Below are 15,439 nucleotides of genomic sequence, written 5' to 3'. Positions count from 1 at the left end.
GATAACGCGAAAGATCGTCCGACAATGATCAAAGTAGACCTTTTACAAAATGGTAAAGTAGTAGACACAAAAGAAGTAACAGCGGAAACAAACTGGAAGTATACGTTTGAAAAACTCCAAGCATACGATGCAAACGGAGTAGCGTACAAGTATGAAGTGAAAGAACAGCCAGTAGCCGGATATGAATCCAAAGTAAGTGGTACTGACATCACGAATACAAAAGTAGCGAAATTGACAGTAGAAGGAACAAAAACATGGAACGATAACAACGCAACAGATCGTCCAAGCACAATCAAAGTAGACTTGCTACAAAACGGAAAAGTAGTAGATACAAAAGAAGTAACAGCGGCAACAAACTGGAAATATGCATTTGCAGATGTAGAAGCATATGACGCAAATGGAGTAGCGTACAAGTATGAAGTGAAGGAACAGCCAGTAGCAGGATATCAATCTGACGTACACGGTTATGACATCACAAATACAAAAGTAGGCGAAACAAAAGTAGAAGGAACGAAAACGTGGAACGATAATAACGCAACAGATCGTCCAAGCACAATCAAAGTAGACTTACTACAAAACGGAAAAGTAGTAGATACAAAAGAAGTAACAGCAGAAACAAACTGGAAGTATACGTTTGAAAAGCTCCAAGCATACGATGCAAATGGAGTAGCGTACAAGTATGAAGTGAAAGAACAAGCAGTAGCCGGATATGAATCCAAAGTAAATGGTACTGACATCACGAATACAAAAGTGGGCGAAACGAAAGTAGAAGGAACAAAGACGTGGAACGATAACAACGCAACAGATCGTCCAAGCTCGATTAAAGTAGACTTACTACAAAACGGAAAAGTAGTAGATACAAAAGAAGTAACAGCAGCAAGTGAATGGAAGTACATGTTTGAAAAACTGCAAGCATACGATGCAAACGGAGTAGCGTACAAGTATGAAGTGAAGGAACAACAGGTAGCCGGATACAAGTCTGAATTAAAAGGTTATGACATCACAAATACAAAAGTGGGCAAAACAAAAGTAGAGGGAACGAAAACATGGAACGATGATAATGCGAAAGATCGTCCGGAAATGATTCAAGTAGACCTTCTACAAAATGGTACAGTGATTGCGACGCAAGAAGTAAGCAAAGCAACAGGCTGGAAATACGAATTCAAAGATTTAGCAGCATACGATGCAAATGGAGTAGCGTACAAGTATGAAGTGAAAGAACAACCAGTAGCAGGATACCAATCTGACGTACACGGTTATGACATCACAAATACAAAAGTAGGCGAAACAAAAGTAGAAGGAACGAAAACATGGAAAGACGATAACGCGAAAGATCGTCCGGAAATGATTCAAGTAGACCTTCTACAAAATGGTACAGTGATTGCGACACAAGAAGTAAGCAAAGCAACAGGCTGGAAATACGAATTCAAAGATTTAGCAGTATACGATGCAAACGGAGTAGCGTACAAGTATGAAGTGAAAGAACAACCAGTAGCAGGATACCAATCTGACGTACACGGTTATGACATCACAAATACAAAAATCAAGGACGAACCAAATGTAGATCCAAAAGATCCAAGCACAGATCCGAAAGATCCAAGCACAGATCCGAAAGATCCAAGCACAGATCCGAAAGATCCAAGCACAGATCCGAAAGATCCAAGCACAGATCCGAAAGATCCAAGCACAAATCCAAAAGATCCAAACACAAATGCAGAAGAAAATAGCGATTCAAAAGTTCCACCTACTACAGAAAATGATAAGCCAACATTACTTCCCAACACAGGAGGAACATCAGCAGAAATGAGTTCAATTCTTGGAGGTATGGTATTGTTCCTTTTAGGTGGAATCCTACTCGCTCGTCAGCGAATAAAATAATAAAAAAGCTTTAGATTATTGATTACACTGTAATCTGAGTAGCTGACAAATTAAAAAATTACTATTTGATATTGCTCCCTTTGGGTAAGTATTCAAAAACACTTCACGATAAAGTGAAGGGAAGAATGCAGCCTGAAGGGTTTTTTTATAGAAAAAGAGAACAGTTTCAAGGTGGACTCAATCAGCGTCCCTAAAGCGATAACAAAACCGTCTTTAAAAAGCCTATTATCCATTGGACCATAAGCTTAGAGCATGGTATCGCATGTAATGTAAGGTCAATGCTATACAATAAATGTGTTTTTATTTATATATTACGATTTTAATTATACACGATAATACCATGTAATAAATATGCTTTTATGCATATTTATTTTTTTATTTTTTTTTCAATAAATAGCCACCGATTAATCGGTGGCTTGAAATAGTATTAAGCGGCTTTTTGTTCTGTTTTCACGGTAGATTGAAGGCTATTATGGACGCCTGTACCAATAACCTCTAATGCCATTTTCATACGTTCAGGTGAAATGTTCTCAAATACGTTATCTTGAGGTGTGTGATATACCTTCTCGATATGATAGATTAATGGATTCCAACTATCTACTCCCATCCAAATAAATAGAGCCGCAGGAATGCCAACTTCAGCAAACGGTACGTGATCACTAGAGCCAAATTTCCCTTGAAGAACGAGGTCATTATTTAATTGTTTACCTGCTTGTAAGGCTGCGTCTGTTACAAGGTTTGTAGAACCGTTAGGCGTCATAGCATATAAATTCTTTGCCTTATCGTAATTTGTTGCAACCATGTCTGCGTTAAAGACACCTAAAATTCGATCGCGTTCTTTTTGGGATAGACTATTAACGTAATAATCGGAGCCAAGTAAGCCAGTCTCTTCAGAACCAAAAGCAATAAAACGAATTTCTTTATCAGTTTCTACATTTTGAAAAGCACGAGCTAACTCTAATACTAATCCTGTACCAGAAGCATTATCGTTTGCTCCAGGTGCTCCAACTACACTATCATAGTGCGAACTTACAACGACAGCTTTTTCATTACCTGTACTGTTTTTTGGTTTCTTTTTAGCGATGACGTTTAAGGATTTTAAATTAGATTCATGTCTCGCTTTTAGGGAAAGAATTGTTGTCCCTTTTTTAGCGATTTCTTCTTTAAATGCATTTCCTTGCGCATAAGCAAGACCAAAGACAGGAATAGATTGCTTTTTCGTTAGGCGGGGATTGAAGGTTTGTCCATAATTTCCGCGTCCACCAATTAAACTGTATAAAAGGACACCTTTTGCTCCTTTGCTAACAGCATTTTCAACTTGTTTATTGTAGTCTGCTACTGTTGTTCCCCTTTCAAATAGAACAATCTTTCCATTTACTTCATTTGGAATATCCTCTAATTTTGTCCCATCTTGAACAAAGATAAGAGGAGCTGTAACAGCTTCTGTAGAAATTAGTGCGTTAGGAGCAGCGCCAGCTTGCCAATTACGCTTTGTGGATAATGGGGATTCAATAAAGCCAACGTACTGATCTGGCACTTGAAATGGTTGATAGTCTACTTCATAGCCCATTGATTTAAGTTGCATACCAACGTAGCGAGAAGCCCATTCTTCTGATTTTGTCCCACCAGGGCGAGGACCAATTGTTTCGGATAAGAAACGGATGTGTTCGATGGCGCGGCTTGCATCAACTTGTTTTGTGATAGGTGAAGTCTGTGTGATTTCTGACGTGGAATTAGCTTTGGCTTGTCCAATTGGAGCCAAGCTAACAGCGAGTGATACAGCAAGCAAAGAGCTTACTATTTTTTGTTTTAAAGATTTTTTCATTTTTTCCTCTCCTATTCTTCTATTCTCTCTGACTGACAAAAGAAGACGGATAACGACTTTATTTTACCTTTATATTTTTTATTTTTCAATATTCTGACATTGATAAATAAAAAATACTATATGCATATTTGCATATTTTTGGTGGAGATATGTATGCTATCATTTTAAATGAAGGTTCGCTTTCTGCTTGGAAAGCTCCTACATTGCATGAATCTAGTGTACCCAAACTTTAGATTATGTAGAGAAAAGAATCCACTGTAGGGTTTCTTTTCTCGTGTTTGAATCATGTGATGATAAATATGTTTCCGCATTTCATAATTATCATCAGTGATATATGTAAGGCATCCATATGAAAATACGAGGCTGTTCAAAGGTTTTCCGTACTTTTGGGCAGCCTCACCCCGTTAAAAAGGTGGTGCCTTGATGCACCACCTTTTATTTATATAAATTTTTGCATACCTAAAAGTAATAAAAAATAGCCGTTTGGTAGGTTTCTGCTACCAAACGGCTATTTTTTATATTTCTGTTAAAATAATCGGTTCGCCGCGAGTTACGACAACTGTATGTTCACATTGTGCAACAAGACTTTTATCAGGTGTAACGAATGTCCAACCATCATCGCCACGTTCGATAATGTGATCAGCTTTCATAGAAATGAATGGTTCTACAGCGATAACAAGACCGTCTTTTAGAAGCGCATTATCCATTGGGTCAAAGTAACTTAAAATGTGATTTGGTGCTTCATGTAAGCTAAGACCAATACCGTGACCAGTTAGGTTTTGAATCACATTGTATCCATTTTTATGTGCAAAGTTTGAAACAGCACGCCCAATTTGGTTTTGTTTTGAACCAGCTTTAACTTTTTTCATTGCTGCCCAAAATGCATCAACAGCTGCTTGGCAAAGCTTTTCTTTTGCTTCATCTTCTCCAAGTACAAATGAAATACCTGTATCTGCATAATAACCATCAAGTGCAGCAGATACGTCGACATTTACAAGGTCGCCTTCTTTCAATACGCGATCTCCGGGAATACCGTGAGCAACTTCTTCGTTTACACTGATGCAAGTTACGCCAGGGAAATCATATTCTTTTTCAGGTGCAGAAATAGCACCATGCTCATCTAATATTTTTTTACCGATCAAATCTAGCTCTTTCGTTGTCATGCCTGGCTTTGCTTGTTTTTTCATTTCTTCACGTGCAAGCGCAACGATGCGGCCGATTTTTCGTAAGCCTTCTAAATCTTGTTCATTACGAATAATCATGAAAACCACTGTCCTTCCTCGAATATATATCTTACCCGATTGTATCATGTTTATTTTCGTCCTGCTACTCGCTTGCAGTATGCGGGGTGATTCGTCTCATAAGGAATACATGACAATTGTCATATCGATGTTATGACGCATCATACTGTTTCCTAAGTTTTCCAAGTAATACAATGTAAATATAAGAAACAGCGGGGGTGAAGAGATGGAAAAGATTATTGAAGTAAATAGTGTTTCTAAAACATTTAAACATAAAAACGCAGTAAATAACGTTTCATTTCATGTGAATAAAGGAGAAATCGTAGCATTACTTGGACCGAATGGTGCAGGGAAAACGACGACGATGTCGATGATGCTTGGATTAAAGGATCCGACGGAAGGAACTGTTTCTATATTTGGAAAGAGTCCAAAACATAGAGATGTTCGTAATAGCCTCGGCGCGATGCTACAAGAAGTAAGTGTCATTGATAGCATTACAGTCGAAGAGGCAATTGAGTTATTCCGTAGCTATTATACGAATCCGGTAGCGAAAGAAACGCTACTACAGTTATCAAATTTAAAATCGGAGCGAAAGCAAAGATGTGAGAAATTATCAGGTGGGCAAAAAAGAAGATTGAACTTTACGCTCGCACTTGCGGGAAATCCGGATTTACTATTTTTAGACGAACCGACAGTTGGAATGGATATTACGTCTCGAAGAACATTTTGGGAAACAATTCGAAAGTTAGCAAGTGAAGGGAAAACGATTATTTTAACGACGCACTATTTAGAAGAAGCGGATGCGTTGGCGAATCGTATTTTATTGTTTGCGAACGGAAAGATTATCGCAGATGGTACACCGGATGAGATGAAGGCGACGATTTCGCGAAAAACAATTACGTTTTATTCGAAGGAAAGTATTCCTACAAGATTGCTAAAGGAATTACCACATGTAACAGAAGTACAGTCAAACGAAGGGCACTTCACTTTAACAACTGAAGATACAGATGCAACTTTAAAGGCGATTTATCAAAAGAATTTACCTGTAACAGATGTTTCAGTTGAACGTGGAAGTCTTGATGAAGCATTTGAACAATTTGTCTCAAATCAGAAGGGGGAAATCACATGAGAGCTTTATGGATGCAATGCAAAATAGAAATTTTACGTACGTTTCGTAATAAATTGTTTATCTTTTTCTCATTACTAATGCCAGTTATGTTTTACTACATTTTCACAAATGTTATTCAAGTGCCACAAAACGGGGATGCGTGGAAAGCACATTATTTAATCTCAATGGCGACGTTCAGTATTGTAGGGACAGCACTTTTTAGTTTCGGTGTAAGGATTTCTCAGGAAAAGGGGCAAGGGTGGACACATTTGTTGAAAATTACACCACTTCCAGAGGGGGCATATATAACAGCCAAAATCATCGCTCAAACTGTAGTGAATGCTTTTTCAATCTTAGTTATTTTTATCGCAGGAATATTAATTAATCATGTTGAGTTAACAGTAGGGCAATGGATTGGCGCTGGATTATGGTTGTTGTTAGGTGTAACACCATTTTTAGCGTTAGGAACAGTAATAGGTTCTATTAAGAAAGCGGATGCAGCAGCGGGTTTAGCGAACATTTTAAATATGAGTCTAGCTGTAATTGGCGGGTTATGGATGCCGATCGAAGTATTCCCGAAAATATTAAGATCTATCGGTGAATGGACACCAACATACCACTTCGGAAGCGGTGCGTGGGATATTGTAGCTGGAAAATCAGTTGGTTGGGAAAATATCGCGGTATTAGGAGGTTATTTCCTTATATTTGTTGTAGTATCAATATATATAAGAAAAAGACAGGAAGCGGTATAAATGATAGAGAAGAAGAGGATTGAAATTTTTCCGAAACATATGGGTTTCTTCCCGTATATGTGGTTTGTTTATCTATTATTTCCAATTTACCATTTAGCGCAGGCATCAGGGTGGAAGCTTGTAATGGGAAGCGGTATGTTGATAGTTTTTATCATCACATACCGTCAGCTTTATTTTGTGCAGAGGACGTTTGTTTTTTGGGCATGTATCCAAATGATACTCATCTTTTTATTTGCTTTATTTTACAATCCTTTCATGATATTCTTTGGTTTTTTCACGGCAAGTGCGATGGGATTTACGCCAAATAAGAAAGTGTTTCGAGTACTATTATGTTTGTTAGTTATAATGCTTGGGGCATTTTTATTTGTAAATATGAATCAACTAACGACTACAAGTTTAGTAAATATTGTTCCAATGTTTATTTTAATGCTTCTTACACCATTTGGTATGCGCAACTTTAATCAGAAAAAGATGTTAAGAAATCAATTAAATGAAGCGAATGAGCAAATTAAAGACTTAGTAAAACGTGAAGAACGGCAGCGGATTGCAAGGGATCTTCATGATACGTTAGGGCACACGTTATCACTCATTACTTTAAAAAGTCAGCTTGTGGAGAAGTTAATTGTAAAAAATCCAGAGCGTGCAAGTGCGGAAGCGAAGGAAATTACACAAACATCTCGTACCGCTTTAAAGCAGCTAAGGGAATTAATTTCTGATATGCGCATGATTACAGTAGAAGAAGAGCTTGAGCAAATAAAAGCAATCTTACAAGCTGCTAATATTGGATTAGAGATTAAACAAGAAACGAGTGCGAGTTCGTTATCACCCATTGAACAAAATATTTTAGGAATGTGTTTACGTGAGGCTGTGACAAATGTTGTAAAGCATAGTAAGGCAACGCGTTGCACAGTTTCTGTACTAGAATCACAAGGCGAATTAATTTTGACAGTAGAAGATAACGGAATTGGCTTAGCAGATCAAAACCATGATGGAAATGGCATTCGTGGCATGAAAGAGCGAATCGCTCTTATTGATGGATTTGTTGAACTGGGTACGATTAATCCAGGGACACTATTAACAGTAAAAGTTCCAGTTGTTATTCGAACAGGAAAAGATGAGGTGAGGGCATGATTCGAATTATTATTGCAGAAGATCAGCGGATGCTTCGTGGTGCATTAGGGGCCCTGCTTGATCTAGAAGATGATATTGAAGTAATTGGGCAAGCTGCGAACGGGGAAGAGGCGCTAAAACTAATTGAATCGTTAAAGCCTGATGTAAGCATTATGGATATTGAAATGCCAATTCAAAGTGGATTAGATGTTGCGGAAACGTTAAAGAAAGAAAAATCAGCATGTAAAGTAATGATTTTAACAACATTTGCGCGTCCTGGATATTTTGAACGAGCAATGAAAGCGGGCGTGCACGGATATTTATTAAAAGATAGCCCAAGTGAAGATTTAGCCGCATCAATTCGCAATGTAATGAAAGGAAAACGAGAGATCTCTCAAGATTTAATGTTCGGCTTATGGCAGGAGCAAAATCCTTTATCGGATCGCGAAAAAGAAGTATTGTTACTTGCGAAAGAAGGAAAGACGGCAAATGAAATTGCGAAGGCACTTTATCTTTCACCTGGTACAGTACGTAATTATATTTCTGAAGTATTAACGAAGCTTGATGCGAAAAATAGAATTGAGGCAATTACAATTGCGGAAGAAAAGGGATGGATATGAAAAGAAGTTTACCTATGAGTGGTAAACTTCTTTTTCTTGTAATTCCGTCTCGGTTGCATCACCTAGAATTTGAACTATATCGCGTAATTTAGATTTCACTTCATTTTTCGACAAAAAATTTGTTATAGTAAGATTAGGTTGTTGATCTAAATTTTGAACAACTTTACCACTAACAGTTGTGATTACTCCATTTTTATCTACTTTTACAATGAGATTTTGGCCATATACTTTATAGTTTTTGTAAGTTTGTGCAAGGCGAACTTCGGTTTGATTTTCTTTTGTTTCTTTATTTGTAGGTTGGAAATCTACATTTTTTTCAGTAGTGACTTGTTCTTGTTGAGCTTTAGCCCCGTTTACCTCACCTTTTAAATACTTTTTCGCAATATTTTCTTTCGTATCATTTTGAGGTTCTGTTAATTTCCCAATTGTTAAACCAGGCTGAGCAATTTCAACTTTCACTTCATTTTTATTTAATTCTTGGGCATGAATAGCTTCTGCTGATAAAGGATAAAGAAGACCGAATGTAACGAAAGCACGGGCAAATTTTCTATAATTTATCTATAAAATTACTAGTCTATTATATTATGTGAGATGGATTGTATGAAAAATTTGCCGAATTTTATATATATTATGCATTATTTCATATCAAAAATTGTCGAATTCACATTATTGTAGTGGTATGACAACTCAAAAAATTAGATTGTTATAATGGGATGGTGAGTAAGTATGAACGCAGAAAAATTAGGAAATGAAATAAAGAAAATTAGGGTGATGAGAGGATTAACACAAAAACAGTTGTCTGATAACATATGTCATCAATCGGAAGTGAGCAGAATTGAAGCGGGCGCAGTATACCCAAGTATGGATATATTGCAAGGTATTGCAGCAAAATTACAAGTTCCCATTACTCATTTTTATGAGGTACTCATTTATTCTGATATTGAGAGGAAAAAGCAGTTTAAAGATCGAATTCAAGTATTGAGCAAGAAAAAAAAATATGATGAAATTTATAAAATTGTTTCAAATGAACTTAAGAAAGAAAAATCCCATCCAGAATTTAATCAGTTTCTTCTTTGGTACTATTACTTATCTGCATATGTTTTGAAGAAACTCGATTTTGAATATTGTATTTTAGAGTTAAAAAAAATTGTACATCAATCATATGGAGGGGTAGATGTATTTCAAGATTTATATATTGAAAATTCTATTGCAATCATTTATGCAGAAAACGATCAATTGGACAAAGCAATGACACTATTCCGAGAAATTTTAAAACAGTTAGAATCATTTAACAATAACCAAGTATTTATAGTTAAAGTTCGATATAACTATGCAAAAGCTTTATGTTTGAGTAATCATTTTGAAGATGCACTATATCAATTGAATGAAGCAATTGAGACTTCCTGTCATATAGGAAGTATGGAGTTAATTGGGCATTTATATTACCAAAAGGGTGAGTGTCTGGAGAAATTAGATTATGCATCAAATGAAATTAAAGAAGTTTATGAAAAAGCTTCTTTATTCTTTGATTTATTAGATTTGCATTCATATAAAGCGGCTGTATTAAAGAAAAAGAAATATTTAAATTAAGGTTGGTCCCGATATGCATATTTGCATATTTTACAAGTATATTTTTGTGATATATTTACAAGAAAAAACATAGGGTGATAAATATGAAGAAATTTCTTGTTTGTAGTTTAGTAGCCGTTGCAATGTTGTCTGGTATTGCCTTTGGAGTAAGTCAAGAGCAAGTGCTAATAAATCAGCAAGATCAAGTACAATTAGCTCGTGATATACCGTTTGAACATTAAAAAACAACCGTCTTACTTAGACGGTTGTTTTTTTGTGGAGTAACCTCCAAACATCTTTACTAGAAACAGGCTTGCTAATAAAGAACCTTTGAATGTTGTCACAGTTTTGCTCATATAAAAACTTCCATTGTTCCTCGGTCTCTACACCTTCCGCAATAACTTCTAAATGTAGTTCTTTTGATAGTGTAATAATAGAAGAAATAATCGCTTCCTCTAAAGGGCTAGTTGTAATGCCGCAAATAAACTCTCGAGCGATTTTTAATGTGTTGATTGGATATTTTGTTAAATAAGCTAAAGAACTATAACCAGTTCCAAAGTCGTCGATTGAAATTTGAATACCGAGATTTTGAAGCTGTTCTAACTTTGCAACTACAGATTGATTTTGATTAATTGCGATACTTTCCGTAATTTCAATATCTAATGCTTCTGGTTTTAGCTCTGTTTCTTCTAATACTTTTGAAATGGTTGGGATTAAATCTGCATGGTTAAATTGAACAACAGATAAATTCACACCAACTTTCAAGTGAGAAAAACCTTGATTATGCCACCTTTTTGCCTCTAAGCAGGCGGTACGTAAAATCCAATTTCCAAGCTCAATAATAAATCCGGTTTCCTCCGCTAGCGGAATGAACTGGGCAGGGGATACGATACCGAGTTTTGGATGTTTCCAACGAATTAATGCTTCAAAGCCGATAATTTGTTTTGTTTTTGTGCTTACTTGTGGCTGGTATTCAAGGAAAAATTCATTTTGTTGTAATGCTTTTGAAAGTTCTCCTTCTAAGAAGTTACTCTCATTTTGAGCAATACTCATTTCTTTTGAGAAGAAAACGAATCTGTTTTTTCCATTTGCTTTCGCGCGATACATAGCCATATCAGCATTTTTCATTAATTCTGTTACATCTGTTCCATAATCAGGGTACATTGCAATTCCGATACTTGGTGTAATAGACAGTTCTTCATCTTTAATGAAGAATGGTTTGTTTAAAATGGTTAAAATCTGTTCAGCTATAAATATTGCACTCTTTTCTGAGTACATATCTGGTAATAGAATTGTAAACTCATCTCCGCCTTGGCGAGCAACGACATCCTTTGAACGCAAGCAACTGCGTAACCTTTTTGCTACTTCAATTAATAATAAATCTCCGACGTCGTGACCAAGTCTATCGTTAATTTTTTTGAATCGATCTAAATCAAGGAACATGATGGCAACATCATTTGCACTAGTTTGAGCTGTATTTAAAATGTCTTTTAAATCCTTTTCAAACTTTCGACGATTTGGTAATCCAGTAAGTGCATCATGAAAGGCTAAATGTTCTACTTGTTTTTGTTTTTCATATAAAGTTGTAATATCACGTGCTATGCCGAACATCCCAACAACTTCTTTGTTTATGAAAATAGGGATGAGTGTAATGTGAAGATAATAGTAATAGCCTTCTTTTTCTTTTGTGCGAACTTCTAAGGTTTGTGGTCTACCTTCTTTTGTTATTTGTAAAGCTTTCTGTAGTAAATCATGGTCTTTTGGATCAATAAAGTGTAAAAGGGAATAGCTTTCTACTTCACAATAGTAGGCAGTAAATAAGCTTTCACAAGCTGTATTAGATTGTTGGAAAATACCATTCATATTTAAAGAGAAAACAGCATCGGGATGATCTTCAAATAAAGATTTATAGCGTTGTTCACTTTTGGATAATGCAAATGCACCTTCTTCAACTTCATCTTCTAGTTGTGTAGTCAGCTGTTCATATGTATCGATTAATACTTTATTATCTTTCCAAATGTAAAGTTGTCGTAGGAATAATAAGATGAGTGATAATACTAGACCGATTAACATGAACTTATCATCCCAAGGTTGAAAGAGAATAAAAGAAAAAGTAATGATTATACTAAAATAAGGTAATATAAAGCGCACATAATCAAATCGATAATATTTTGTTTTCGTTTCATGCTGTATTGGTTTATCTAAAATATATAGTATGGACGACAAACCAATTAATAAAATTGAAGCGGTATGTATTAAATAAGAGACTTCAGCAGAAGTTTGCATTCCTATGTTTAACTGGAACAGCTGTATATATCCGTAAACGAGAATGATAGTAAAACCAATAATTAATGAAATTCTACTAGAAGAATATTGTTCTCTTCTATATAGGCTAATAACGGCGTAAATTACTAATGATTGTGCGATAAAGTATCCGATTAAAACCCACGTACCCTTTGTTAGCATATTGAAGCTTGAAAGGTCCAAAATAAAAGTTAAGGTGAAATAAATATTCATAATAACGATAAAGATACTATCGAATGAAAATTGGGCAAGGCCTCTAATAGAGTAATGTTTTATGAACTTTATAGCAAAGCCAGAAAAGAGTAAAATATATTGTATGATGAAAAAAGGTAGTGCCTCATATGAGAATATGACTTGATTACATATAGAAAGTGAATGAAGAAATAAAGTTATCTCCATAGCCAATCCACATAGGCAAGTGCATAATAATAACACCCAAAATAATTTATCACCGCGTTTCATCTTCTTAATTGCTTTATATGAGCAATAACAAGAAAAGATTGCAGCAAAACAAAATAAGAAAAGGATTCCAATTTCTTTTATATTCCACTCATTTGGAATAAAGAATATCCAAAGAGAAAATATACAAATATAAATTATGACAAATTGTACATATTTTTTTTGATTAATCATATTATGACTCCGTTTCAATAAAGTTGAATCTCAGGGGGAAAATGCTAATTTAAATAATAGCATATAAAATAGGAACATTTTTACTATAAGAATTACTTTTAAAAAAAAAAGCACAACATTACAATTTACCATTGTAGCGTTGCGCTTTTTATTCTTTTTATCCCTCTTATAGAGGATAATTCATGTATGAATTGCAACATTGCTAAATCTTTCTGTTTACTTTCAATCATAATATCGAAATTATGATTGACTTTTTTTGCAATGTATAAGAAAGGCTTAATAAACTCCAAATCAATATATTCAGAGTGGGCCCTAAATTCTTTTTTTGATTTAGGGGAGGAAATGTGAACTTTAGGAGGGATATTTGTATGTGACCAAGTTTCAAAAATTGCAGGAAGTAACAATTCTAGCGGTTCCGCGCAAAGGTTTGCCATGTGATGATGATAATCAAATACGAATGGGATCTTTTCCTTTTGGCAAATAGATAAAGTTTCAGCGGTTGTATATGTTTTATCATCGTTTTCAAGTGTCATTTGCTTTTTTATATGTGCAGGAAGTTTTTTTATGTTTTCATGGAAACGTCCAATTGCTTTTTCTTTATTTCCATAGGCACCACCTACATGGATGTTAATATAAGAAGTATCTGCAATTCCTATTGCATCTAATACCTTATAATGATAGGTCATATCTGTAATAGCGTTAGTTGTAATATGTGGCTTGTCGCTTGTGAATAGGGTAAATTGATTTGGATGAAAACTTACTCGTAAATTGTGTTCTTTAATTAATGCCCCGATTTTACGCCAAAGCGGTGTAAATGCCCCGATATAATCAAACTCGACTTCGGGATGTGTTGCAAGCGGGACAATGGAAGATGACATGCGATATAATGGGATTTCATGCGCTATATTGTAATGAAGAATACGTATTGTATGCTCAAGATTCTGCCTTGTAACATCGTATAATTTATCTTCTCGCTCTTGTTTACTGAGCTTTTGAAAGCTTGTAAATGTCATCGTTTTAGCCGGAGAACAGTTCCAGAGTGCCATTGCATGTGAGACATATCCGAACCGCATAATCATAATGAATACACCTCTTTTATTTATAGGAAGAAAGCAAGTATCGTTCCTATCCATTCTTTTCCTCTATCAATAAGAGAAAGTGGGCTAACATCTTCAAAGGAAAGTAATGACGCGTTTTCTAGATCTTCATGGAATTTGCTTTTTACTGCTTGTATAAAATGTTTATCATATAAAATGCAGTTGATTTCATGGTTAATATATAAACTTCTCATATCAAAGTTTGCAGTTCCGATATCACAAATATAATCATCCACTATAATAACTTTAGCGTGAAAAAAACCTTGTTGAAATGCGTAAATATTACACCCGGCTCGTATTAACTTTCGGCAATATGGGAACTTCGCTTCTCGAACAAGGGCGTGATCAGCTTTTTCTGGAACGAGAATCGTAATTTGAACCCCACGTTTTCGTGCTTTTAATAATGCATTCATAATTTTTTTTCCCGGAATGAAATAGGGTGTACCGATAAAGAGTTCCTTTTTTGCCCCTTCAATTAAATGTAAAAAAGTATGTTGTAAATACGCACCATCAGTCGGAATAAATTGATGTTGGATAGTGCCGGGTTGCTGTTTCGGAAAATAAAGAGAAGCATTCAATAAATTTTGGTTTGTATCATCAAACCAGTCATGTAAAAATTGTTTTTGTAAATCTTGTACTCCTTCGCCTGTAAGACGTAAATGATAGTCTCTCCATAATCCTAATCGTTCATTATGTCCCAAATACTCTTCACCAATATTAAATCCTCCGATATAACCAATTTTTCCGTCAATGACTGTAATTTTTCTATGGTTTCTTTGATTTGCAGAGAAGAAAGGGAAAGGAAACTTTACTTTGTGACAAAATGAAAAAGAGATACCATGTTTTTGCAGGGAGCGAATTGCCTCGTTTGATAAATAGTGGCTTCCCAATCGATCGAGTAAAAGTCTTACTTCAATTCCTTCCTTTGCCTTATCGATCAGTAACTTTAAAAATTCACGACTGATTTTATCGTTTTTTACAATGAAGAACAAAACGTGCACATGGCGTTTCGCCTGTTTTATATCAGTAAATAGGGCGTCATACAAATCTTTTCCGTATGTATAAAGGTGAAAATCACTTTGACGTAAAGGGAAAGAACGAGAATGTACACGCTTTAAATGAACAATTCTCCCATAAGAAAGGTCGATTACAATCCACAGAGCACTGCCTATTAACAAGAGAGATAAGAAGAACATGAGTAAATTCCCTCCTTCACGGTCTTTTCACCATCAGTTTTGTATAAATCATACTTACACTTTATCCCGTTATTTGCGGGCTAATAATGAGTAGGGAATGAATAGC

Annotated in this window: 13 protein-coding genes; 7 read left to right on the top strand and 6 right to left on the bottom strand. The window is 35.4% G+C overall.

Annotated features, from left to right (window positions below; genetic code table 11):
- Positions 1-1,878 (top strand): Cna B-type domain-containing protein (locus tag ACYVEC_RS02245; RefSeq protein WP_460505515.1); only part of this gene is annotated, 1,878 nt, incomplete at its 5' end.
- A gap of 427 nt (positions 1,879-2,305) precedes the next feature.
- Here the strand turns inward: ACYVEC_RS02245 and ACYVEC_RS02240 are convergent.
- Both ACYVEC_RS02240 and map read right to left on the bottom strand, forming a co-directional pair.
- On the bottom strand, positions 2,306-3,703 hold the full coding sequence (locus ACYVEC_RS02240) for a M28 family metallopeptidase (protein WP_147786736.1): 1,398 nt from the start codon (positions 3,701-3,703) through the stop codon (positions 2,306-2,308).
- A gap of 515 nt (positions 3,704-4,218) precedes the next feature.
- Positions 4,219-5,013: a type I methionyl aminopeptidase gene (gene map, locus ACYVEC_RS02235; protein ID WP_142332829.1), complete on the bottom strand. Its 795-nt coding sequence runs from the start codon at positions 5,011-5,013 to the stop codon at positions 4,219-4,221.
- A 157-nt stretch (positions 5,014-5,170) separates the two neighbouring features.
- On the opposite strand from map, the gene ACYVEC_RS02230 reads away from it, so the two are divergent.
- From ACYVEC_RS02230 to ACYVEC_RS02215, 4 genes are read left to right on the top strand one after another with little or no spacing between them, the layout of a single operon-like run.
- On the top strand, positions 5,171-6,073 hold the full coding sequence (locus ACYVEC_RS02230; RefSeq protein ID WP_460505512.1) for an ABC transporter ATP-binding protein: 903 nt from the start codon (positions 5,171-5,173) through the stop codon (positions 6,071-6,073).
- Complete coding sequence (locus ACYVEC_RS02225) at positions 6,070-6,804, top strand: ABC transporter permease (RefSeq protein ID WP_063222540.1); 735 nt, start codon at positions 6,070-6,072, stop codon at positions 6,802-6,804. Before ACYVEC_RS02230 ends, ACYVEC_RS02225 begins: the two co-directional genes overlap by 4 nt.
- Positions 6,805-7,935: a sensor histidine kinase gene (locus ACYVEC_RS02220; RefSeq protein ID WP_275719176.1), complete on the top strand. Its 1,131-nt coding sequence runs from the start codon at positions 6,805-6,807 to the stop codon at positions 7,933-7,935.
- Positions 7,932-8,534, top strand: coding sequence for a response regulator transcription factor (locus tag ACYVEC_RS02215; RefSeq protein WP_000619254.1), 603 nt, complete (start codon positions 7,932-7,934; stop codon positions 8,532-8,534). The genes ACYVEC_RS02220 and ACYVEC_RS02215 overlap by 4 nt, the downstream gene beginning before the upstream one ends.
- 12 nt (positions 8,535-8,546) lie before the next feature.
- Here the strand turns inward: ACYVEC_RS02215 and ACYVEC_RS02210 are convergent, their stop codons facing one another.
- Positions 8,547-8,918 (bottom strand): bacillolysin, encoded by a 372-nt coding sequence (locus ACYVEC_RS02210; RefSeq protein ID WP_063222549.1) that lies wholly within the window; start codon positions 8,916-8,918, stop codon positions 8,547-8,549.
- 342 nt (positions 8,919-9,260) lie between these two features.
- Here ACYVEC_RS02210 and ACYVEC_RS02205 point away from each other — a divergent pair, with 342 nt between their 5' ends.
- Both ACYVEC_RS02205 and ACYVEC_RS02200 read left to right on the top strand, forming a co-directional pair.
- Positions 9,261-10,124 (top strand): helix-turn-helix domain-containing protein, encoded by an 864-nt coding sequence (locus tag ACYVEC_RS02205; RefSeq protein ID WP_063222538.1) that lies wholly within the window; start codon positions 9,261-9,263, stop codon positions 10,122-10,124.
- 83 nt (positions 10,125-10,207) lie between these two features.
- A complete protein-coding gene (locus tag ACYVEC_RS02200) occupies positions 10,208-10,345 on the top strand; it encodes a quorum-sensing peptide PapR (RefSeq protein ID WP_063222537.1) in 138 nt (45 codons plus the stop codon).
- A gap of 16 nt (positions 10,346-10,361) precedes the next feature.
- On the opposite strand, the gene ACYVEC_RS02195 is transcribed toward ACYVEC_RS02200, so the two are convergent.
- From ACYVEC_RS02195 to cls, 3 genes are all read right to left on the bottom strand, one after another.
- Positions 10,362-13,040 carry a DUF4084 domain-containing protein gene (locus ACYVEC_RS02195; RefSeq protein WP_460505508.1) on the bottom strand — a complete coding sequence of 893 codons (2,679 nt, stop codon included), beginning with the start codon at positions 13,038-13,040 and terminating at the stop codon, positions 10,362-10,364.
- Positions 13,041-13,165: 125 nt separating this feature from the next.
- A complete protein-coding gene (uvsE, locus tag ACYVEC_RS02190; protein ID WP_063222535.1) occupies positions 13,166-14,119 on the bottom strand; it encodes a UV DNA damage repair endonuclease UvsE in 954 nt (317 codons plus the stop codon).
- 20 nt (positions 14,120-14,139) lie between these two features.
- Positions 14,140-15,333, bottom strand: coding sequence for a cardiolipin synthase (cls, locus tag ACYVEC_RS02185; RefSeq protein WP_063222534.1), 1,194 nt, complete (start codon positions 15,331-15,333; stop codon positions 14,140-14,142).
- Between the last annotated feature and the right edge of the window lie 106 nt (positions 15,334-15,439).

This window comes from Bacillus sp. MN7755 (genome assembly GCF_054771475.1).
The sequence above is the reverse complement of the archived record's forward strand: the minus strand, read 5'-3'. Positions and strand labels throughout refer to the sequence as shown.

Excerpts from the sequence above, each read along its gene's own strand:
- uvsE (WP_063222535.1), bottom strand. The coding sequence starts at position 14,119 with ATGATTATGCGGTTCGGATATGTCTCACATGCAATGGCACTCTGGAAC.
- ACYVEC_RS02230 (WP_460505512.1), top strand. The coding sequence starts at position 5,171 with ATGGAAAAGATTATTGAAGTAAATAGTGTTTCTAAAACATTTAAACAT.
- ACYVEC_RS02200 (WP_063222537.1), top strand. The coding sequence starts at position 10,208 with ATGAAGAAATTTCTTGTTTGTAGTTTAGTAGCCGTTGCAATGTTGTCT.
- ACYVEC_RS02195 (WP_460505508.1), bottom strand. The coding sequence starts at position 13,040 with ATGATTAATCAAAAAAAATATGTACAATTTGTCATAATTTATATTTGT.
- ACYVEC_RS02215 (WP_000619254.1), top strand. The coding sequence starts at position 7,932 with ATGATTCGAATTATTATTGCAGAAGATCAGCGGATGCTTCGTGGTGCA.
- map (WP_142332829.1), bottom strand. The coding sequence starts at position 5,013 with ATGATACAATCGGGTAAGATATATATTCGAGGAAGGACAGTGGTTTTC.
- ACYVEC_RS02240 (WP_147786736.1), bottom strand. The coding sequence starts at position 3,703 with ATGAAAAAATCTTTAAAACAAAAAATAGTAAGCTCTTTGCTTGCTGTA.
- ACYVEC_RS02205 (WP_063222538.1), top strand. The coding sequence starts at position 9,261 with ATGAACGCAGAAAAATTAGGAAATGAAATAAAGAAAATTAGGGTGATG.
- ACYVEC_RS02220 (WP_275719176.1), top strand. The coding sequence starts at position 6,805 with ATGATAGAGAAGAAGAGGATTGAAATTTTTCCGAAACATATGGGTTTC.
- ACYVEC_RS02225 (WP_063222540.1), top strand. The coding sequence starts at position 6,070 with ATGAGAGCTTTATGGATGCAATGCAAAATAGAAATTTTACGTACGTTT.
- cls (WP_063222534.1), bottom strand. The coding sequence starts at position 15,333 with ATGTTCTTCTTATCTCTCTTGTTAATAGGCAGTGCTCTGTGGATTGTA.